This is a genomic window from Wohlfahrtiimonas larvae, assembly GCF_002006755.1.
In the GTDB taxonomy this organism is placed as follows: Bacteria; Pseudomonadota; Gammaproteobacteria; order Cardiobacteriales; family Wohlfahrtiimonadaceae; genus Wohlfahrtiimonas; species Wohlfahrtiimonas larvae.
Genome location: NZ_MVDO01000010.1, coordinates 1 through 21828, shown reverse-complemented (window position 1 = coordinate 21828; position 21828 = coordinate 1). Strand labels below are relative to the sequence as shown.

Sequence of the window (21828 nt, the reverse complement as noted above, 5' to 3'; positions counted from 1 at the left end):
GCGGTCGTGCCTGATTCAGTCAAACAAACCAAAGCTTGAACATCATAGTGATTTGCCAAAACCATTGCGGACATAGCAATCGCTTCATCTGTATAATTAAACTTACGGTCTTTAATGAATGCATTGGGTGTTAAGACAGAAAACTGTTCACTTTCAGCGCCAATACAAATTTCTGCCATTGCTTTCACTGTTTCCACAGGATATTTACCTGCAGCGCTCTCTGCTGAGAGCATCACCGCATCTGTTCCATCCAGTACAGCATTTGACACATCCATCACTTCAGCACGGGTTGGTGATGAGTTTTCTATCATAGATTCCATCATTTGTGTTGCAGTGATCACAGCACGATTCAATTCACGCGCTCGCATAATCATGCGTTTTTGTGCACCCATCAATTTAGAATCACCAATTTCAACAGCTAAATCGCCACGAGCAACCATGATGGCATCCGATGCTAAAATAATTTCATCAATATTTGTAACCGCTTCAATGCGCTCAATTTTTGCAACTAAATGCGCTTTAGAACCTGCCTTTTCCAATAAAGCACGGGCTTCATCCATATCTGATCCATTTCTTGGGAAAGAAACCGCCACATAATCTGTTTGAAAGTTAGCAGCACAGATCAAATCTTCTTTATCTTTATCAGTTAATGCAGGTGCGGATAATCCACCACCTTGTAAGTTAATGCCTTTACGATTCGATAAAACACCGCCAATGTTCACTTTTGTATGAACTTCAGAGCCTTTTACCGCTGTTACTTCAACAACGATTTTGCCATCATCCAATAACAAAATATCTTGTGGCTTAACATCATTGACCAATTCTTTATACGCAATCCCAACGCGTTCCGCTGTCCCTGCATTGTCATCATATTGGCTATCTAAAATGAATGTAGCACCTTCTTCTAAGATTACAGAGCCATCCACAAATTTTTCAATACGAATTTTAGGGCCTTGAAGATCCGATAAAATCCCCACTTTAATGTTCAAACGATCAGAAATCTCACGCACAGCATTCACGCGCTTAATATGATCTTCATGAGTACCATGCGAAAAATTCAAACGCACAACATTCACACCTGCCTTAATAATACCTTCTAAAACACCTGCTCTATCCGTTGCAGGCCCTAAAGTTGCAACAATCTTGGTACGTCTTTGCATGAATTTCTCCTTAATCTTTGATTAAATTCACATTAATAATACTAATCTTAATAATAGGCAAAACAAGATCGCAGTCTTGCGCTTAATTCAGTACAATATACCGAATTATTTCTTTATTAACGAATATCTAGTTTGGAATCATGACAGAATCTATCTTTAATCGCGAACTCATCGACAAATACGACAAAGCAGGTCCACGCTATACTTCTTATCCTACGGCTGTGCAATTCACAACAGAATTCACACGCGAAGATTATATAGAAGCAGCTAAGATCTCTAACGAATCTGGCCGTGACTTATCGCTCTATTTCCATATCCCGTTTTGTGACACCATCTGTTTCTACTGTGGCTGTAACAAAATCATCACTAAAAACCGTAAGCGCTCTTTGCCTTATGTGGATCACATGTTGCATGAAATTGAATTACAAGCACCATTATTTGATCGCAATCGTAAAGTAAAACAGCTCCATTGGGGCGGTGGCACACCAACATTCTTATCCCGTGATGAGATGAAAATGGTGATGGATAAAACTGCTGAAAACTTCACATTATTACCGAATGATGAAGGTGAATACTCGATCGAAGTTGATCCACGCGAAGCCAATGCTGATACAGTTCGTTTCTTGCGTAGCATCGGTTTTAACCGTTTAAGTATGGGCGTTCAGGACTTTAATCCTAAAGTTCAAGTGGCTGTTAACCGTATTCAACCGAAAGAGATCACTTTAGAAACATTGCACGCTGCACGTGATTGCGGTTTTAGTTCTATTTCTGTGGATTTAATCTACGGCTTGCCATTCCAAACGGTGGATACATTCAACCAAACATTGGAAGAGATGATTGAAATCTCACCTGATCGTTTATCAATATTCAACTATGCGCACATGCCGCATTTGTTTAAAACACAAAAACAAATGCATGCAGAAGATATGCCAAAAGCTGAAGAAAAACTTTTGATTTTGAAAAATATCATCGAGCGCTTAACTGATGCAGGTTATGTGTATATTGGTATGGATCACTTTGCTAAACCAACAGATCAATTAGCAATCGCACAGCGTGAAGGCAATTTATACCGTAACTTCCAAGGTTACAGCACGCATTCAGATTGTGATCTTGTTGGCATGGGATTATCTTCAATCTCTCAAATCGGTAATATCTACGCACAAAACGTGAAAGATATGCCTGAATATGAAGCGGCATTACAAGGCAATCAATTACCCATCTGGCGCGGTGTTAAATTAACACCTGAAGATGAATTGCGCCGTCATATCATCACTGAATTAATGTGTAACTTGAAATTAGACATTAACGACATCAGTCAACGTTTCAATATGGATGCTAAAGAGTATTTCAAAATTGAACTCGAAGATTTACGTGCGATGGAACCCGATGGTTTGATCGTTGTGGATGGCGATACTTATCATGTTCAAGATCGCGGTCGTTTATTGATTCGTAACATCGGCATGGTATTTGATGGCTACTTACAGAAAAATGATCAACGTTTTTCACGCGTGATTTAAAAATATTTAAGCAACAACAAAAAAGCTCTATCCGTAGAGCTTTTTTGTTGTAATCTATATTTTTCTTGTCATTAACATATATGTACAGTAGAAGGATCTCCAATGAAAAAAATATTAACCATTGCAGGCTCAGATTCTAGCGGTGGCGCAGGCATTCAAGCTGACTTAAGAACATTTGCAAAGCACGATTTATATGGCTTTTCTGCATTAACCGTGATTGTTACAATGGATCCTGAAAAATGGTCGCATGGCGTTTATCCAATCGAAGTGCCAGTAATTGAAGCACAAATCCAAACGGCATTAGATGGCGTTGGTGTGGATGCAATCAAATTAGGTATGTTACCAACACCTGAAATTATCGAGAAAGTTTCTAAATATTTAGATATTTGGGCAACTAAAGTGCCTGTAGTTGTGGATCCTGTGATGGTTTGTAAAGGCAATAAGCCCTTATTCCCTGAACATGCTGAAGCGATTCGCACAAATCTCATCAAATATGCCACAGTCACTACACCAAACTTATTTGAAGCAGCACAATTGGCAGGCATGGAAGAGATCACAAACTATGATGATGCTGTAGAAGCCGCTAAGCGCATCGTAGCTTTAGGTTGTAAAGCCGTAGCAATTACAAATGTTGGACGCGTGATGGAACCTAAAACATCAGCTGATTTATTCTATGATGGCAATGAATTAATCTTAATGGAAGGTAATTTCATTGATACACATCATACACATGGCTTGGGTTGTACTTTTGCAGCGCACGTTGGCGCTAACCTTTGCAAAGGCTTATCTGCACGTGAATCTGTTTTTGAAGCGAAAGAAGCCATCAAAAAAGGCATTCAAAAGCATTGGGCAATGAATGAATTTGTGGGCACTTTGAACTTCCCTGATAGTTTTCAATCATAATCTATTCAAGGTTAATCAGCATAACTTAGTGCGTCATAGCACTAAGTTATATATTTTCCACTAATGCACGAACATCAACCGCACAATCTTGAGCTAAAGCTAAATTAGCTAATTTTTGCATATCAATCAAAGAATGCGCTCTAAGTTCTGCTTTAACTGTGGCTATATCTCTTGGCGTCATGGATAGTTCATCAATACCTAAACCTGTTAAAATCATTGCCCCCAAAGGGTCTCCTGCTAAGCTACCACAAACTCCCACAGGCTTATCATATAGTTTTGCACCAGTAATAGTTTTTTGAATCAAACGCAATACTGCTGGATGTAAGCTATCTGCCTCAGCCGCCAACTCTGGATTCTGGCGATCAATGGCTAAAGTGTATTGTGTAAGATCATTAGTGCCAATTGAAAAAAAATCCACATGCTCCGCAAAAATATCAGCCATTATTGCTGCAGAGGGAACTTCGATCATAATACCAATGGGAATCACTGGTGCATTTAATGATTGTCGAACCCCTTCACAATAGCTTTTTAATGTTAAAAATTCAGTCACAGATGTAATCATTGGAAACATGATAGACAACTGCTGACCTAATTTAGCGGCACGATACAACGCTTTCAATTGTGGCAATAGCAAATCCATTCGCCTCAACAATAATCTAGCGCCTCTGACACCTAAAAATGGATTATCTTCATAAGGTAAATGCAAATGCTCTACATTTTTGTCCCCACCAATGTCCAAAGCTCGGATAGTCAATGGCAAACCATCTAATTGTTCAATCATTGCTTGATAAATTAATGCTTGCTCATCCTCTGATGGTATATGGGTACTTTCTAAAAATAAGAATTCTGTACGCATTAACCCAACACCTTCAGCTCCTTGCGTCATTGCAAATGGGATTTGTTCAGGACGATTCACATTAGCAACAACCTTAATAATATGCCCATCTAATGTTTTAGCGGGTTGTTGGCGTTGTGCTTCTTCAAGTTTATGTTTATGTTCTTGGGCTTTAATCCATTCTGTGGCTGATAATAAATTAGTTTTAGAAGGATTCACATAAATAGTTGCACCATCACCATCTATAATCATCGTGCTGCCATTTTCTACATGTGCAACCGCTTCACCCGCAGCAACAATCGCAGGAATACCCAATGTTCTAGCTAAAATAGCGGTATGCGATGTAGGGCCACCAAAGATTGTGACCAATCCTTTCACTTTATCAGGATCCAATAGTACTGTTTCTGAAGGAGATAAATCAGTTGCTGTTAAAATCCAGTTGCCTTCAGGCAAATCACCTAAAGTATTACGTTTCAAACTAGGATCAATATAGCCTAAAACACTATTACCAATATCTCGTAAATCTGCCGTTCGCTCAGCCAAAGCTGTATTATTTGATAATAATAATCTCTTTACATGGAATTCAATGCTCTGCAACCAAGACCATGCTACGCCATGCCCATCCATAATATATTGATTAGCTATATTCGTTAATTCTACATCTTCCAATAATAATAAATGAGCCTTAAAAATCTCAGCGTTATGTTTACCCAAACGATTTTCTGTTTGTTTAATTAACTTTTGTAAATGCTCTTTAGCGGCTTGAATAGCCGCAGATAAAATAATACTGGATTGCTTTGAATCCATTGGAATGTCAGGTACAACGGGACAATACCTTGTTAAGTGATAAGATTGACCTATGGCAAAACCAGGACTTGCAGAAACTCCGTGTAAAATAGCTATTTCTGATAACTCAGGCGGCTTCCACCCTAGTTTTTTTGATTTTTTTCTTTGAATTCGGACATGCTCTGCATCATTTTGTTCCTTTAAAGACAATGACGCGATCATTTGCTTAAATGCCTCAAGTTTTTCAGCTGATTGATCAGTTGATAAAATAACAACATCACCATTTTTAAGTCCTAATTGAAGAAGTTCAACCATATTTTCAGCAAAAGCAACATTTTGTTGATGACGAACTTGAATAGAAGCTCCTAATTGCTTCGCACATTCTGTCCATACAGATGATGGCCGAGCATGTAATCCAGAAGGATAATCAATCACCCACTCCGACACATATTTTTTATCTTGTATATCTGTTATTATCGATTTTTCTGTGTGCTTGCCCATAATGAACTCCCTTGCCATCTTCTAATATTTATTCTTTAGCAACAGGCCTAGTTGGACTTTTACACCATTCACTCCAAGAACCTGGATATAACTTTTGAATACCTAATCCTGCATAATACATGGCAAAAATATTATGACAGGCAGAAACTCCCGATCCACATTGATGAATGATTGTTTGATGGCAGTACCCATCTAAAAAAGCCATCCATTCTGTTTTTAACATCTCAGGATCCTTGAATGTACCATCTTCTTTGAGATTTAATTCAAAAGGTCGATTAATTGCATTAGGAATATGCCCTGCAACGGGGTCTAATGGCTCAACATCGCCATGATAACGAGCAGCACCACGAGCATCCACAACGCATAATTTACCTTGATTTGAAATAATATCTTCTAAAATATCATCTGCTGTCACAGTACTAAATTCGCTCATTTTTGCCACAAAATCGCCTTGCATTTGATTCACTTGTGGTGCAGTAATCTCTAGTTCATAGCCCGCTTTTTGCCAAGCTTGTAAACCACCTTCTAATACCTGAACTTTTTCATGGCCCAACCAATGTAAAACCCACCATAAATGAATAGCAAACATACCGCCATTATCATCATAAACCACAATGTGTGAATCATGATTCACACCCAAATCTTGCATCAATGCTTCTAAATTTTCTCTTGATTTTAAAGGATGACGGCCTGTATCGGGGGTAATATCGGTACATAAATCAATGCCTAAATCAACACGTAATGCCTGTGGAATTCGGTTCTGAGCATAAACTTCATCACCATAATTTTCATTCATTAAATTAAACCTTGCATCAAGGATGATCAATTTTGCATCATTGAGCTTCTGATATAAGGTATCTGCAGAAATTAATGGTGATAAAGTTTGTGTACTCATGAGAAATCCTCAAATAATTTATGATAATATTAACCTTATAATATGCATGATTCTACTTTTAATATAAAGGGTTAATCATCACTTTTATATCCAATGCTTTAGCATAGTATGGCGAAGTTGTTACCAAACCATCGACACCTGTTTCGCAATAAGTTTGAATATTACTTGGATTGATCCCGCCTGCACCTAACAGAGAAACTGCAGGATATACTTCGCGCATTGTAATTACAGCACTTTTTAATGATTCCGGCGATAATTTATCGAACTGAATGGCATCAGCCCCAATTTGTGCAAAGCGCAATCCTTCTTCCAAATTTTCAGCCTCAATGACGATCTTTTTTTCGCAAGTTAAATGTTTAATTTCAGAAATTTTCTGTGCCAAAGATTCATCATCCGCAAAAAACTCACGATGCTGTTTAAAGATCAAAATAGTTTCTGATAACCCCAAGCGATGTGGCATCGCACCACCTGCAATAATGCCTTGAATCGCCAAATGCTTTGTGCCTGGAATATTCTTGCGTGTCGTTAATAATGCTATTTTAGGATTTGCTTCGTTACAAACATTCACCATTTTTCTCGTTGTACTCGCAACACCTGAACAATAATCGATGATGTTTTGCCCAATCTTCCAAACGGTATGAATGGCTTCACTATTCCCTTTTCCAACCAAAACCACATCACTGGCATTGATTTGCTCACCTGATCGTTTCATCTCAGTCAATTCTATACCTAAGCGTTCAAACATTTTTGCCACAATTTCAGTACCCGCCACTACGCCATTTTCACGCGTTGCATAGCGAATCTCTGCCATTTGATCTCGAATACCTAAGAGCTCACAAGTAAGATCAATATAAGGCACATCTTCTCGGATTAAACGCTCAATTTCATCTGTTGTTATAAACATAATGGATCCTTTCAATGATTTTATCTCAATTGTTCAAATAAAAATGATTCACCTTCAGCTTTAATCTCTTCAGTTAATTCATAAGCATGCATCAATCGCCCTCTGTTCATCACACCAATTTGCGTCGCAAGCGATAAAGCTTCACTAATATCATGCGTAACATGAATAATGGTTGGCTGATAAGCTTGGTGAATATCTCGTAAAACTTTTCGCATTTCATGGCGGGTGACATAATCCAATGCACTTGTAGGTTCATCAAGTAATAATATTTTTGGCTTAAATATTAAAGCCCGTGCTAATGCAACTCGCTGCTTTTCTCCACCACTTAAATGATGAATCGTATGCATTAATAAATGTGAAATTCCTAATAAATCAGCGATTTCTGTCACTGATTTTTTAGTAATGGATGAAGATTCTCTCCGCATTTTGAGTGGAAAAGCAATATTCTCATAAACTGTTAAATGACAAAACAATTCAAAATTCTGATACACAAAGCCGATATTGCGATCTTCGGATGCTAAATTTTTAAATGATTGACCATTAAAACCAATATCACCCTCGATATTTGGATATCGCCCAGCGATGGATTCTAACAATAATGTTTTACCTGAACCTGTGCGCCCTAAAATGACACAATAACCACCTGTTTTGACTATCAATGAAATAGAATCAAGCTGAAATTTAGGTAACTTTAAAGAAAAATTATGAATTTTGAGCATGCTTTGACCTCAACAGCCATTCAAAAATTAAAGAGCATGTAAGCGATATCATCATCAAAATCACTGCAATCGACATCGCTAAATCTAAATCACCTGTTGAAAGATTCAGCATAATAGATGTAGGTAATATCTCTGTTTTCATACTTGTTGCACCTGCAACCATAATCACAGCACCAAATTCACCCAATGCACGTGACCACGTTAATACAATTGTAGAAATGATCGTAGATTTCAATAAAGGCAATGTCACATGGTAAAAACATTGCAATCGGCTTGCACCTAATGTTCTCGCTACAAAGAGCTGTTGAGTATTTAAATTCTCTAAACCAACCGTTAATAACTTTATCGCAAACGGCAGATTCACAAAAGTTTGTGCCAAAATTATCCCTTGCTGAGTAAAAACAAAGGACAAATTCAAATGTTTTTCTAAAAAGCTACCAATCCCCATATGGCCAAAAAATAACAACAATGCCACACCTGAAACAATGTGTGGTAAAGCCAATGGCAGATATAAAAATGGCATCAACCAATATTTAAAACGAGATTGATATAAAAAGAATGCAATAGGCGATGATAAAACTAAACAAATGACTGTTGAAATTATAGAAGTCTTTAAACTCAAACCGATTGCAAACTGTACTTCTTTTAAAAAAATAGCATCAGGCAATAAAGTAATGCCTTCCTTCATCAACATAAAAAGTGGCGCTACAATAAAGAGCGCCACCAAGCCAACTAATGTGTAATAAAAGCTACGTTTCATTCAGTCACAGGTTTAAAGCCATAACGTGCAAAAATTTCTTTGCCTTCTTTCGAGCTCGCAAAATCCATAAATGCTTTCGATAATTCAGGATACGCAGTTGTACTGATCACACCACCTGTCACAATTTGATCAATATTTTGTGCAGGATTAATTCCAATGATCTTAACTTTTGGATTATTGTAAACAGAATCAATCGTTGCGATCATTGCATCCGCATTACCCAATGTTAACTGAACAACCATTTCATTGACTGTATTAGCAGTAGAAACCACGTTATCATTCACTTTAGTTAAATCATTTTTTTGTAGAATAATTTGTGCTGTTTTACCAATAGCGTTTGCTTTGGCTTCACCCAAAATAACCTTAACGCCATCTTTGCTTAAATCTTCCAACGTTTGGATATTTTTGGGATTACTTTTTAACACAACGATCGCTGGTGTGTGATGTGCAATATCATAAGCCTCATTCACTAAACCTTTTTGTTTAGCAACATTGTAAGAATCTTCTGAACCCACAAGGAATACATCACCTTTTCTTGTGGTTTCTAATTGTGCTAATAACTGCCCTGAGCCTGCATAATTGAACTCAATGTCAACATTATTTTTTGCTTTAAATACTGCTGCAATTTCTTCCATTGGTTTTTTTAGGCCTGCACCAGAATAAATGAATAAAGATTCGCCATCTGCTAATGCCAAACCCACACTACTTGCCAATATCACTGCTGTTGCTGTAATTTTTTGAAATAATCTCATAACCATTCCCACGATGAATTGAATGCATCGTAGTATATTACATTACACAACGATTATCATATTATGTAATTAGATTATGATTATGATTATGATTATGATTATTTTGATAAACATCTTTCTATCTTAAATATGTTGAGCACAACCAGAGCTGGTTATCAAAGAAAAAATCAGAACCATTGGGAAATGATCTGACAACAATGCTCAAAAGCAAATTGAGAAATTACAAATACCCAAAACTTAATGTATCTTTAATGCAATAATATTTTCAATGGGGCAATGCAAAATATCCAATAAATGATATTGATCTAAATAGCTATAAAATTGATTCATTGCCGCATTGAGAAAAACTGGCAATTGACAAGCAGGCGTTAAAACACACCTTGGCGAATGGCAGTTAACAATGCAATGATTAGAATTAACATTTTCCTCTAACACTCTGATCAAATACCCAACCTTATAGCTTTCAGGAGAATTTGCCAAACGAATGCCGCCATTTTTGCCACGTACCGTTAATACCCACTTTTGTTTAGACATGAAGTGAACAATCTTCATTAAATGATTCTTAGAAACATTTAATCGATCCGCTACATCAGCAATCGTTAAAGGTGTATTCGTTGTACCGCTCAATAACAGTAAAACCCTGATTCCTAAATCAGTAAACTTACTCAATTGCATAATAATTTATTTGACCTTAAAAACATGGCAGCATTATAAATCAAATTATCCAAAACCTTAATCATTGATAATATTTATTATGCGATACCGCCCGTATTAAATAGTTCCATATGAATTTGATCATGTGCTATGCCTAGTTTTAGCAATGTATCATGTTGCTTTTTCATAAACTCTAATGGTCCGCAAATATAATAATCTGCCTGTTTTGGTAATAAAATTTTATCTAGCTCTGTTAAATCCAAACGTCCTACTTTATTGACAACAACACTATCACTTGCCAATTCACAAGCTAAATAAGTTTGTAACTGTGGCAATACACTTTTGGCTTCACTTATCTGCTGATTCATTGCTAATACCTGATCATTTTGGCAAGCATGAATAAAAGTAATAGGTTGTTTAGCACCCTGCTCCTTTAAAGTCATTAACATAGAGATCATGGGCGTAATACCGACACCTGCACTAATGAATACATTTTCTTTTTGGCCATTCTTTAAGAAAAAGTTACCAGCAGGACATGTGAGTTCTAATCGATCACCTACATTGATCTTTTGATGTAATGTACAAGAAACATAACCATCCGCTAGTTCATCTTGACCATTTTCACGTTTCACTGAAATTCTATAAACCTGATTATTTGAGCAATCAGATAAAGTATATTGTCTTGGTTGTTTAAATCCTAATTCAGAAACATGCACACGAACAGAAATAAACTGCCCTGCTTTATAATCAGGCAATGGGCTACCATCTACTGCACTCAAATAAAAAGATGTAATCGTATCACTCTCTTGTTCTTTACGCACTACAACAAAATCTTTCCAGCCTTCCCAGCCATTCTTTTGCGCTAAGTTATTTGCATATGCACTTTTTTCTGCAGCTATCAAAATATCAGCCAGTTGTTGATAAGCACTACCCCATGCTGAAATTAGCTCACTATCCATCGGAATACTGAGCACTTCACTGATCGAATGTAATAAATTCTCACCCACAATATCATACTGTTCAGGCTGAATATTTAAGCTGACATGTTTTGAAACAATGTGTTGTACTGCATCACCTAAAACTTCTAACTGTTGAATATTCTCTGCGTATGCCAATACTGCATCTGCCAATGCTGTAGCTTGGCCACCACTTCTTTGATGACCCATATTAAAAACTTCTTTTAATTCAGGTGAATTCTTCAACATCCGTTGATAAAAATATCCTGTTAAAGCAGCACCATTTTCCCTTAAAACAGGAATTGTGCTTTGTACTAATTCAATTTGTTGAGTAGATAGCATGCAACCTCCAATAAATACATTAAAAATATATCTTATATGAAAAAATAATTTTTAAAAGACAAAAGTGATCTTAAATACAAAGTATATATAAACAATAAAAATATAGACAATTAAATAAATAGATGCATAATAAATACATCTTTAAAGATCAAGGATAATACAAAATGTTTAAAACAATTTTTTCTTATGCTTTTAGGCCTTTATATACAATAGCCGCGCTGTATGTTGTATCCATTATCCTACTTTGGTACCCTTTGGGCTTTCAGGGCAACGCTCAATACCCTAGTTTCTTTTGGCATGGCCATGAAATGATCTGGGGCTTTACTGGGGCTATTATTGTCGGTTTTTTATTAACTGCTGTCAGTAATTGGACCAATACACCGCCAGTACGCCATTATAAATTATTAATCCTAGTGATACTTTGGTGTTTAGCAAGACTTTTTATCTATTTACCATTCCAACAAGCAATTTATCTTTCAACACTTTTTGACACATTATTTTACGGATTAGCCGCTGTATTTATGCTGATCTCACTCATCCAAAGTAAAAACTATCCTAATATCTTGGTACCAATTATTTTATTAGTCTTTGCTAGCATCAATATTTTATTTTGTTTAGCAATGACTGGCACCATTAAAATTTCCTTATTGACTGTGATGCAATTGGGATTATTAGGCGTTTCAGCCTTCATTGGCTTGATTGGTAGCCGTGTCACACCTTTTTTTACAAGCATTACATTGAAACAAACCAATCGTTTTTCAAAGCCATTGACAATGATTGCCTTCTTATTCCCTGTGTTAATGATCATCGTTATGGTTTTTCACCTACCTAAAATGATTGTATTAATTTTAGGTATTATTGTGACAACGACAAATTGCTATCAGTTATACCGCTGGTGGAATATAGCAATCATCAAAGAACCTTTACTATGGATTTTGCACATTGGCTTCTTTTTCACAACCATAGGAACCCTTGTTCTAGCTTATGCTTATAGTGTTGATTTATCTTATCTATCATTATCTACTCATCTTATAGCAATTGGTGGTATTGGCTCTTTAACATTAGGCATGATGTCTCGCACAGCCCTTGGTCATACTGGCAGAGCAATGATATTGCCAAGTTTTATGCAAACAGCCTTTATTCTAATGATAATCAGTGTCGTACTCAGAATTATTGCAACAATGACTACTCATAACACAACTTTACTCATAATCAGTGCAATACTCTTCAGCATTTCTTTCATCATCTATTTATATCGTTACTTACCTATTTTACTAACGCCAAATCAAGCTTAAATATCAGGAGTTATCTATGACATTTACAAAATCTCAAACAACTATCAATGAACTTGATGATTCACATGACACATCAGCTCTCCCTGTCAATACTGATGAAAAAGAGATTTCTAATGAAGAAGAAACAGCACCATGCTGTGGCTGTTGCGGAGGTTAATATGAACTATTTAGATCAAACTGTTGGGAATATTGTTGCTGATAATTTTGCAACCTCTGAAGTTTTTTCCAAATATCAGATTGATTTTTGTTGTGGCGGTGATCAATTGCTATCAAAAATTATTGAAGAACAGTCCATCAATACTGAACAGCTACTTCATGATCTACAAAATATCCAAACTCACCAACAATCTAATAACTTTAACTTTAAAGAGTGGTCATTAGAACTGCAAGTTGATTACATCACTAAATATCATCATGCTAAAATTCGCGAAAAAGGTCCTGATTTATTAAAGCTCTGTGAAAAGGTTGCCAACGTTCATGGTTCATCTCATCCTGAACTGATTGAAGTAGCTCATTTATACCGAGCTTCGCTGAATGATCTACTTAATCACCTCATGAAAGAAGATACTGTGTTATTTCCATTCATATATCAGATGATCCAAAATGGTGAAAGTGCTAAAAATAGTGCATGTTTTGGTTCTATAGAAATGCCAATTTCCGTTATGATGCATGAACATGATCAAGAAGGAGAGCGTTTTAAAAAAATCTCTCAATTAACCAATCATTATGCTATTCCTGAAGATGCCTGTAAAAGCTACACTGCAATGATGAAGCAATTACAACAATTTGAAAAAGATTTACATGAGCATATTCATATTGAAAATAACATTGTTTTTCCTGATGCGATCAGAATGGCAAAATCTTTATAACATCATAATATTCAAGATACATATTCCTATTAAGGCCGCCATTTTAAATGCATGGCCTTAAATTTATGAACCAAATAATTTTACGTTTAGGCTATTTTTCATATAAAATCACCATTTACACCTAAACAAATTATATGCATGCAATTTTTAAAAATAGTCTATTATCATCTATACCGGCCCTAAAATTTGCAACCAAAGCAACGCTTGCCGCGCTAATCTCCCTATATATTGCGTTTCTCTTAGACTTAGATCAACCCCATTGGGCTGCAACAACAGCATTAATCGTAGCACAACCACAAGCCGGTATGGTGCTTAGTAAAGGCTTAGCTCGATTAGTTGGCACACTCATCGGCACTGCTCTTTCTATAGTCATTATGGGTGCATTTGCTCAAATGCCAATGCTATTTCTCCTCGCAATTGCAGCTGTTCTCATGCTATCAGTTACCGCATCTACAATTATTCGTAGCGCATGGTCTTATGGATTTGTCATGATTGGTATAACTGTTGCTGTGATATTAATTCCCAACATAGAATCGCCCACATCAATTTTTAATTATGCAACCTCTAGATGTTTTGAAATCTCCTTAGGCATTGTTATTTCATCTATAATTTTTGCTGTGCTTTGGCCAATTGAAACACATAAAATGCTCATTCAAGATGCTAATAAAACAATTCATCTAGGCTTTAGTTCCGCCATCAAAAGCATGAAAGGCGAAGCATTAGATGATACATTTCTACAAAGCTTATCCAATATCATCGCAGTAGATACTCAGAGAGAACATGCAGCTTTTGAAGGCCAAAAAGGCAAGAATAGCGCACAAGCAATCTTAGGCATGTGTCAAAATATCCTGAATGTATTAAGCTTAGCACGAAGTATCAATCGGGATAAACAAACATTATCACCAGATGAATGGCAAATCATAGCACCTTGGATTCATCAAACTATTGATGCATTAGAACAAGGCAAACGAAGCAATATCAATCAAGTATTGATAGCTTTACACCCTATTTTGCAACAAAAGCATGATCAATCCATTAACATTACGTTACATCGCATATATTTGCTATTACGACATGCATTACGCGCACGTAGATTTTTACATAGTGCCCGGAAAGGTCGCCCTATTCGATTGGTCAATGAAAGCTCTTTGTCGCAACATCGCAATTATACATTAGGCATCCTCTTTGGTTTACGCTCTGCATTAGCATTCATGACAGTTGCAATGATTTGGCTAGCTGCAGGCTGGTCTTTAATTAATGCCATCATGCCACTCATCATTGGCGCAATCATCTGTAGTTTATTTGCAGGGCGAGAAAATGCCGAACGGATTTCACTCATCTTTTTTAATGGCTCTGTTTATGCAGTCATCATTGGGCTAATTATTAATATTTATATCTTGCCTGAGGCTAATGGATTTATCATGTTATCACTAGCACTTGGCATACCTATTTTCGTATGCTCTATGATGGCGCTCATTCCTAAATATTTTGTCTATGCATCTTTACCCATTAGCTTCTTAATGCTCATCCATCCTGATAATCATCTTTTATTTTCGACAGAATTCATGTTAAATCAATCCATTGGATTACTTTTAGGTACCGCTATTGCTGCTGTATCAATCCACTTAATTCCAATTAATATGCCCTATTGGCACGGCAAAACTATGAAGAAACTTATTCTTCGTGATTTAACTCGGCTCATACATCGCCCGCTCCATAATTCTAATACATGGTTCAATGCTCGGATGGCTGACCGATTAATCTTGTTAGCAAGACATAAAGATATTATTGAAAAACATGCCAAATACCGTTGGCAAAACGCTATTTTAGCTTTAGATTTAGGTGATGAAATTTTCTTTTTAAGGAGAATTTTAAAATATTATCCACAATTATCTCCGACATCTACTGAATATTTCAAAATACTCTCTATCGCTTTACAAAATGAAGCAATAACAGAGCATTTAGAAAAACTAGAGCTAGCAACACAAAGCTTTAATATGCAAATTTCACAAATAGCGTTACCACACAAAGCAGATATTTTACAAACGGCAACTGTACAAATTTATCAAATATGGCTCACTTGGTGTCAATTAACAATGAAGGAAGAACTGAATGGGAATTCATGAAATCTCGATTGGTAATGTTTATATCAGCCCAATTTTGATCTATACATTATTAGCCTTACCAATCACTTATGGTGCAATACGTCTGATGAGCTACTTTAAACTATCACGCTTTGTATGGCATGAGATGCTTTTTATCATTGCGCTATACATTATTATTTTTTCGCTCATAACACTACTGAGCCCTTTTTAATTAGGAGGGATGATGAAAGCTTTCTTTCAAAAATACACAATCACATTCATCACCGTATTATTTGCTATCTTATTCATTAAAATTTTATGGAATTACTACATGCTCTCGCCATGGACGCGTGATGCTCGAATTCGTGCAGATGTGATTACCATTACCTCAGATGTTTCAGGATATGTCACTGAATTACTTGTCAAAGATAATCAACATGTTAACCAAGGTGATATTTTATTAAAAATTAATGCTGATCGATACCATGCCGCCTTAGATAAAGCAAAGGCACAGCTTGCAATTAAAACAGAACAGCTCAAATTAAAAGAGCATGAAGCCACGAGAAGAACCTTATTAGATGGCCATGCCATCAGCGAAGAACTAAAAGAAAATGCCAAAATTGAGGTAAATATCGCAAAAGCCGAATTAAAAGAAGCCCAAGCCAATGTTCAACAAGCTCAAATAGACTTAGAACGAAGCATCATCAAAGCACCAAAATCAGGCGTCATCAGTAATTTACGACTCACCGAAGGTAATTATGTCCGCTTAGGTGAATCCATAGTAGCGGTTATTGTAGATAACTCTTTATATGTACAAGCATATTTGGAAGAAACCAAATTAGCTAAAGTTTCTGTAGGAATGCCTGTACATATTAAATTAATGAGTGGCGACCATCCTTTAGAAGGTCATATAGAAAGCATCAGCTATGGCATTACAGATCAAAGCTCAACAACTGATGATCAATTATTAGCCAATGTCACACCAACCTACAATTGGGTACGTTTAGCACAACGCATTCCTGTCCGCATTAAAATTAATGAAATACCTAAAGATATTCATATTGCAACAGGTATGACTGCAAGCGTTAGAATTGGAGATACTAATTTTAAAACATTGATAACTTTTTAATATTCATGCAATCCGTTCACAACCCGCACCAATGATCTCACTTCGTCCACCGCTCATAGGCTTTATACGAATCTGAGTTTGGATTCGCTCTTTCAATGCCGAAACATGGGAAATGATACCAATTAATTTCCCTTCACCATGTAGATTGGATAGAACTGCAAGCGCTGTATCTAGCGCTTCTTCATCCAATGTACCAAATCCTTCATCCAAAAATAACGAATCCACACGCACTTTTTGGCTCGCCATTTTTGATAAACCAAGCGCTAAAGCCAAGCTAATGATAAAACTTTCTCCACCTGATAAATTCTTAGTAGATCGCTCTTCACCTGCTTGGTAATGATCAATCACATTTAGTTTTAATGGCTCATTTTTATCCCGCATTAATAAATAGCGATCCGTCATTTTCTCCAATTGGCGATTGGCATTGTTCACCATCAATTCAAAGGTTAAGCCTTGTGCAAAGTTGCGATATTTTTTACCATCCGCCGAACCAATCAAGCCATGCAATTTATCCCATCTTTGGCATTCTGCGCGCTGTGCATCGATGGCATCTTTCTTTTCTGCAATTCTGCTAAGCGCTTTACTATTTTCACTCAATTTAAATTCCAACTGTGCCAACTGCTCTTGTTTCTCTATCCAATGATTTTCCTGCTCAATCAATTGAGCAGATAATATTTCTAACGGTTCAGTTGTAATATTTTTGGCTCGTTCAATGGCTAATTGCGCTGTTCGATCTTTTTCTCTTGCAACTAAATCCATCTCTTTTTGCTCTAATTGCTTCGCTTCATTGCTTAATTGCTCACGTATGCCATTTGGCAATCGAGCTGATAAAAACGCCGCTTCATTCATAAAATCATATTGATTTAAGCTCACAACAAATGCAGCATCCAAAGCTTGTAATTTCGCTTGCATTTTTGTAATCAATTGCGTTAATTGCAAAATACTTTGTTCTGTTAATACCAATGCTTGCTGTGCTTGTTGTTGTACTTTTTTAGCTTTATTTTCCTGAGTTTCCAATGATTGCAGTTGTGCCATTAATTGCGCTTCAACTGTTTCTACATCATGCTCCCCAAACAATTCTAAACGCTCTGATTTTTTACCATCTAATTCTTTCTGAATTTTTGTTAATTCTGCTTGTTTAGCAGCTAAATCATCTTTTTTATACTGTAAATGATTCGATAATTGCTGAATTTCATTATTAATCACCACTAATGATGTTTGCACTGATTCAGCATTTTTTTGTTCAGTTTGCCATTGATTCAATCGCTCATTTAAATGATCGAGCAATTCATCATGATTCATGGACTTCATGATATTCAATGGTTGCAATGATGCATAAATCTCTCGATTCAGATCATCATATTGCTTTTCTAAAGCCATCAATAGCTCGCTATTTTTCTGCTGATTTTCAACTAATTCAGTCGATTTTTCTTGTAATTGCATCAATTCAGATGATTTTAATGTGATTTGCAAATCAATCGCCGTAATCTTCTTATCGATCTGATTGCATAATGCTTCATGGATTTCTAATTGATCAATGCGCTGTATCAAAATTTCCAATTTTTTTTCAACGATATCTTGCTCTGGCATTTGCCCTTTCGCATAAGGGTGATCAAGCGCCCCACATAGTGGGCAAGCTTCATCATCCTTCAAGCGCTTCCGTTCTTCTTCCAATGAAACAATGCGATTCAGCAATGCTTGTTCACGCAATAAGGATTCTTTTTCTCTGCGATATTCAGGTAAGCTTTTGCCTGCCAATAAATCCTGCTGAGTTTTTTGCGCCAATGTTAATTCTGCATTGATTTTAGCTTTATCTTGCTCGATTTTTGTTAATTCTGCTGTTTTATCCTCAATCTGGATGTCTATTGCTTTTAACTTGCCATGATCTGAATCATTCGATTTCTTTTGATTTTCAATCGCTAAAGCCTGTGATTGCAATTGTGCTAGCTGATTTTTCACCGCAAAAAAATGATTCACCAACCATTCATCCGCTTTGTGCTCTGTTAAATATTGCTGCGCTTTAGCTAACTTGATTTCATTTTGCTGATATTCACCTTGCTGAATTGTTAACTTTTGCTGAGCTTCCTGCATTACGGATTCAATCGCAGTGCATTGCGAAACCAACGCTTCTGCAACTTTATTTTTCTCCGATATAGCATAATCCAACGTGCGAACCTGTTGCCAAATTGCTGATTGTGCTTTGTGATGCTCTTTCTGCGCTTGATGTTGCGCTATCGTATCATCCAAAGTTTTCTGAGCATCTGCTAACGTATTTTTAGCTAATGGCAATTGCTCATTATGCTTAACTAAATCCTTTTGGGATTGCGATAATCCATCACGCACGGCCGTTAGTTTTGCATATTCACCATCTAGCTGCATAGCACGATTCGCCATCAATAATTGCTGTTTTTTCGGCTGAAATTCTATCGTTAATTCAGTCAATTCTACTTTTTCTGCTTGTATATTGGTTAGATCAGTTGTTAACTTTTCAATATTATTCAACCAATCCACAGCAATGCGTGTTTGATCAAGCGCTGCTTTTAATGCTTGATTCGTAACTTTTTGTGTTGATATATTCTCAGTAATTTCTGCGATTTCATCATCCGTTAACAGCTGAATACCACGAACTTCCGCTTGTAAGATTTCTAGTTGCTTCTGTTCATCACTCTTTCGCTTATGTACTTGCGTAGAAATCTCTGAATAAATTTCTGTGCCTGTAATCTGCTCTAAAATCTCTGATTTATGCCCAACATCTGCTTTTAAAAAACTATCAAAACTGCCTTGCGCCAATAGCATGGAACGATTAAAACGTTTAAAATCCATGCCCGTTTTTTCTTCAATGACAGCGACAACTCGGCTTTTTTTACTTTCGATTAATTTTGATGATTCAAAATTAGATAAATCTGTAATTTCAGCAATTTCATGAATTTGATCCTGCAATGCACCGTCAGGTGATTTACGTGCTTTGCGCTGTTCCCAATGGCAACGATAAATCCCTGCTTGGGATTGAAACACAACCTCTGCATAACATTCGCCTGTATGGCGGGACATGATCTCATTTTCACCCTTTGTGATCTTGCCTAAACGTGGCGTTTCACCATAAAGCGCCAGACAAATCGCATCCAAAATTGTAGATTTCCCTGCGCCCGTTGGCCCAGTCAAAGCAAAAATCCCATTGTTCACATATTCAGGATCGCTGAAATTAATCTTCCATTCACCTTGTAAAGAGTTCAAATTTTTAAAACGTAATTCTAAAATTCTCATGCTTTACTCCGCGTTTTTATCATGATCTTGTAATTCTTGGATGATCTCTTGATACGCTGCACGTAATTCAGCTTTTTCTGCTTCATCCACTTCAAACGCCGTTAAACAGCGTGCAAAAACTTCATCAGGATTCAGATCATCCAATATTTCTTCATCTATTTCGCTATGAATCACGCGCTCCATTAATCGACGATTCTTAATGCGTAAAACTTCAAGATCGCTATTTTTCAATGCTTCATCCAATAGATCACGCAAATTGCTCACAATCTCTGTGCCTGTATATTCAATTTCAAGCCACGCATTACTATTCTCTGCTTTTAATTGCTCAATCTTTTGTTGAATATTTTTTACATCGCCTGTGATTCTCACAAGCTGCTGGAATCTTGGCACCAATAATGGCGTTACTGTTAACGACCGCTCCACAAAATCCACGAGCAAAACTTGTTTATCCTGATTAATTTCGCCATAACCCATCGGGATCGGTGAACCTGAATAACGAATATGCTCAGCACCGCCCACTTTTTGTGGCACATGCAAATGCCCAAGCGCAAGATAATCCAGTGAAGCAGGAAATAGATCTCGCCCCACATGCGCCAATGTACCTACGTATAATTCACGCACGCCGTCGCCATCTACGGTTTGTGCGCCTGCCGTGAATAAATGCCCCATGCCAATAATAGGAATATCCTTAAAGCCTGCATTCTCATAATCTTTCTGCTGTGCTTCTGCGATCACGCAAACATCCGCATAATGATTGCGAATGCCTTCAATCAGCTTGGCATTTTTATCATCAATATTTTCGCCTGCTTCCAATAAACGGATATCTTTATCCCGCAAATATGGCACAGCACAAATGATCGCTTCAGGCTGATCATTATGATAAAGCGTGATTACTTCTTCTTGTAGATCATCGGGCATTGCGCCCACAACATGAACATTCAGCGTATGTAACAGTGCTTTTGGCGCATTTAAAAATGAAGGTGAATCATGATTTCCACCAATGATCACAATATGGCGGCAACTACCTTTCGCCACACGATGCAAAAATTCATAATAAAGAGATTGCGCGCGGTTGCTTGGCGTACTTGTATCAAATACATCACCTGCAATTAATAATGCATCCACAGCATGCTCCGTAATGGCATCCGCCAGCCAATTCAAGAAAGCTTCAAATTCTGCATAACGCTTTTTATGATAAAGCGCTCGCCCCAAATGCCAATCTGCTGTGTGTAATATTCTCATGCCATTATCCAGTGATTCATTATGATAAAGATATTAGCATTGATCGAGAGAATACAGAAAAGCTAGATAATCTCTCTACAGTTTTCTAAGCTGCCTATTCGGCAGTGAACACTTGATCGTAAGTTGCTAGTGATACGGCTTTTTTTCTAAGCTGCCTATTCGGCAGTGAACATGAAAATGATTCTTATCACTTTGATGAATTTTTTCTAAGCTGCCTATTCGGCAGTGAACGTGTGAACTCGACAATGATCGCTATCTCAC

At 36.8% G+C, this 21828-nt stretch carries 19 protein-coding genes; 8 read left to right on the top strand and 11 right to left on the bottom strand.

The window, feature by feature from the left end:
• Positions 1–1160 (bottom strand): pyruvate kinase (gene pyk, locus BZK14_RS00720; RefSeq protein WP_077924699.1); only part of this gene is annotated, 1160 nt, incomplete at its 3' end.
• A 140-nt stretch (positions 1161–1300) separates the two neighbouring features.
• On the opposite strand from pyk, the gene hemN reads away from it, so the two are divergent.
• Together hemN and thiD are read left to right on the top strand one after the other, a co-directional pair.
• On the top strand, positions 1301–2677 hold the full coding sequence (gene hemN, locus BZK14_RS00715; protein WP_077924698.1) for an oxygen-independent coproporphyrinogen III oxidase: 1377 nt from the start codon (positions 1301–1303) through the stop codon (positions 2675–2677).
• A 102-nt stretch (positions 2678–2779) separates the two neighbouring features.
• Positions 2780–3580 carry a bifunctional hydroxymethylpyrimidine kinase/phosphomethylpyrimidine kinase gene (thiD, locus tag BZK14_RS00710; protein WP_077924697.1) on the top strand — a complete coding sequence of 267 codons (801 nt, stop codon included), beginning with the start codon at positions 2780–2782 and terminating at the stop codon, positions 3578–3580.
• Between the two features lie 46 nt (positions 3581–3626).
• On the opposite strand, the gene ptsP is transcribed toward thiD, so the two are convergent.
• The 8 genes from ptsP to hmpA form a co-directional block, all read right to left on the bottom strand.
• Positions 3627–5702: a phosphoenolpyruvate--protein phosphotransferase gene (ptsP, locus tag BZK14_RS00705; RefSeq protein WP_245831102.1), complete on the bottom strand. Its 2076-nt coding sequence runs from the start codon at positions 5700–5702 to the stop codon at positions 3627–3629.
• A 28-nt stretch (positions 5703–5730) separates the two neighbouring features.
• On the bottom strand, positions 5731–6597 hold the full coding sequence (locus tag BZK14_RS00700; RefSeq protein WP_077924695.1) for a sulfurtransferase: 867 nt from the start codon (positions 6595–6597) through the stop codon (positions 5731–5733).
• A 58-nt stretch (positions 6598–6655) separates the two neighbouring features.
• Positions 6656–7501 carry a ModD protein gene (gene modD, locus BZK14_RS00695; protein ID WP_077924694.1) on the bottom strand — a complete coding sequence of 282 codons (846 nt, stop codon included), beginning with the start codon at positions 7499–7501 and terminating at the stop codon, positions 6656–6658.
• Between the two features lie 20 nt (positions 7502–7521).
• Positions 7522–8220, bottom strand: a complete 699-nt coding sequence (locus tag BZK14_RS00690) for an ATP-binding cassette domain-containing protein (RefSeq protein ID WP_077924693.1) — start codon at positions 8218–8220, stop codon at positions 7522–7524.
• Positions 8204–8980, bottom strand: coding sequence for an ABC transporter permease (locus tag BZK14_RS00685; RefSeq protein ID WP_077924692.1), 777 nt, complete (start codon positions 8978–8980; stop codon positions 8204–8206). The genes BZK14_RS00690 and BZK14_RS00685 overlap by 17 nt, the downstream gene beginning before the upstream one ends.
• Complete coding sequence (gene modA / locus BZK14_RS00680; RefSeq protein ID WP_077924691.1) at positions 8977–9732, bottom strand: molybdate ABC transporter substrate-binding protein; 756 nt, start codon at positions 9730–9732, stop codon at positions 8977–8979. The genes BZK14_RS00685 and modA overlap by 4 nt, the downstream gene beginning before the upstream one ends.
• Positions 9733–9969: 237 nt before the next feature.
• The gene (locus tag BZK14_RS00675; RefSeq protein WP_077924690.1) at positions 9970–10407 is read right to left on the bottom strand and encodes an RrF2 family transcriptional regulator; all 438 of its coding nucleotides are present in this window, start codon (positions 10405–10407) and stop codon (positions 9970–9972) included.
• A 77-nt stretch (positions 10408–10484) separates the two neighbouring features.
• Positions 10485–11684 carry an NO-inducible flavohemoprotein gene (gene hmpA, locus BZK14_RS00670; protein ID WP_077924689.1) on the bottom strand — a complete coding sequence of 400 codons (1200 nt, stop codon included), beginning with the start codon at positions 11682–11684 and terminating at the stop codon, positions 10485–10487.
• Positions 11685–11848: 164 nt separating this feature from the next.
• Between hmpA and BZK14_RS00665 the strand changes: the two genes are divergently transcribed.
• The 6 genes from BZK14_RS00665 (at position 11849) to BZK14_RS00645 (ending at position 17061) form a co-directional block, all read left to right on the top strand.
• Positions 11849–12979, top strand: coding sequence for an NnrS family protein (locus BZK14_RS00665; protein WP_077924688.1), 1131 nt, complete (start codon positions 11849–11851; stop codon positions 12977–12979).
• A 16-nt stretch (positions 12980–12995) separates the two neighbouring features.
• A complete protein-coding gene (locus BZK14_RS13155) occupies positions 12996–13136 on the top strand; it encodes a hypothetical protein (protein ID WP_171973603.1) in 141 nt (46 codons plus the stop codon).
• Complete coding sequence (gene ric / locus BZK14_RS00660; RefSeq protein WP_245831101.1) at positions 13093–13848, top strand: iron-sulfur cluster repair di-iron protein; 756 nt, start codon at positions 13093–13095, stop codon at positions 13846–13848. The genes BZK14_RS13155 and ric overlap by 44 nt, the downstream gene beginning before the upstream one ends.
• Before the next feature lie 134 nt (positions 13849–13982).
• Complete coding sequence (locus BZK14_RS00655; protein WP_077924686.1) at positions 13983–15974, top strand: FUSC family protein; 1992 nt, start codon at positions 13983–13985, stop codon at positions 15972–15974.
• Positions 15961–16164 (top strand): DUF1656 domain-containing protein, encoded by a 204-nt coding sequence (locus BZK14_RS13620; protein WP_077924685.1) that lies wholly within the window; start codon positions 15961–15963, stop codon positions 16162–16164. Before BZK14_RS00655 ends, BZK14_RS13620 begins: the two co-directional genes overlap by 14 nt.
• Positions 16165–16176: 12 nt before the next feature.
• The gene (locus tag BZK14_RS00645; RefSeq protein ID WP_077924684.1) at positions 16177–17061 is read left to right on the top strand and encodes an efflux RND transporter periplasmic adaptor subunit; all 885 of its coding nucleotides are present in this window, start codon (positions 16177–16179) and stop codon (positions 17059–17061) included.
• A 3-nt stretch (positions 17062–17064) separates the two neighbouring features.
• Here the strand turns inward: BZK14_RS00645 and BZK14_RS00640 are convergent, their stop codons facing one another.
• Both BZK14_RS00640 and BZK14_RS00635 read right to left on the bottom strand, forming a co-directional pair.
• On the bottom strand, positions 17065–20325 hold the full coding sequence (locus BZK14_RS00640) for an AAA family ATPase (RefSeq protein ID WP_077924683.1): 3261 nt from the start codon (positions 20323–20325) through the stop codon (positions 17065–17067).
• Between the two features lie 3 nt (positions 20326–20328).
• Positions 20329–21567: an exonuclease SbcCD subunit D C-terminal domain-containing protein gene (locus BZK14_RS00635; RefSeq protein ID WP_077924682.1), complete on the bottom strand. Its 1239-nt coding sequence runs from the start codon at positions 21565–21567 to the stop codon at positions 20329–20331.
• Between the last annotated feature and the right edge of the window lie 261 nt (positions 21568–21828).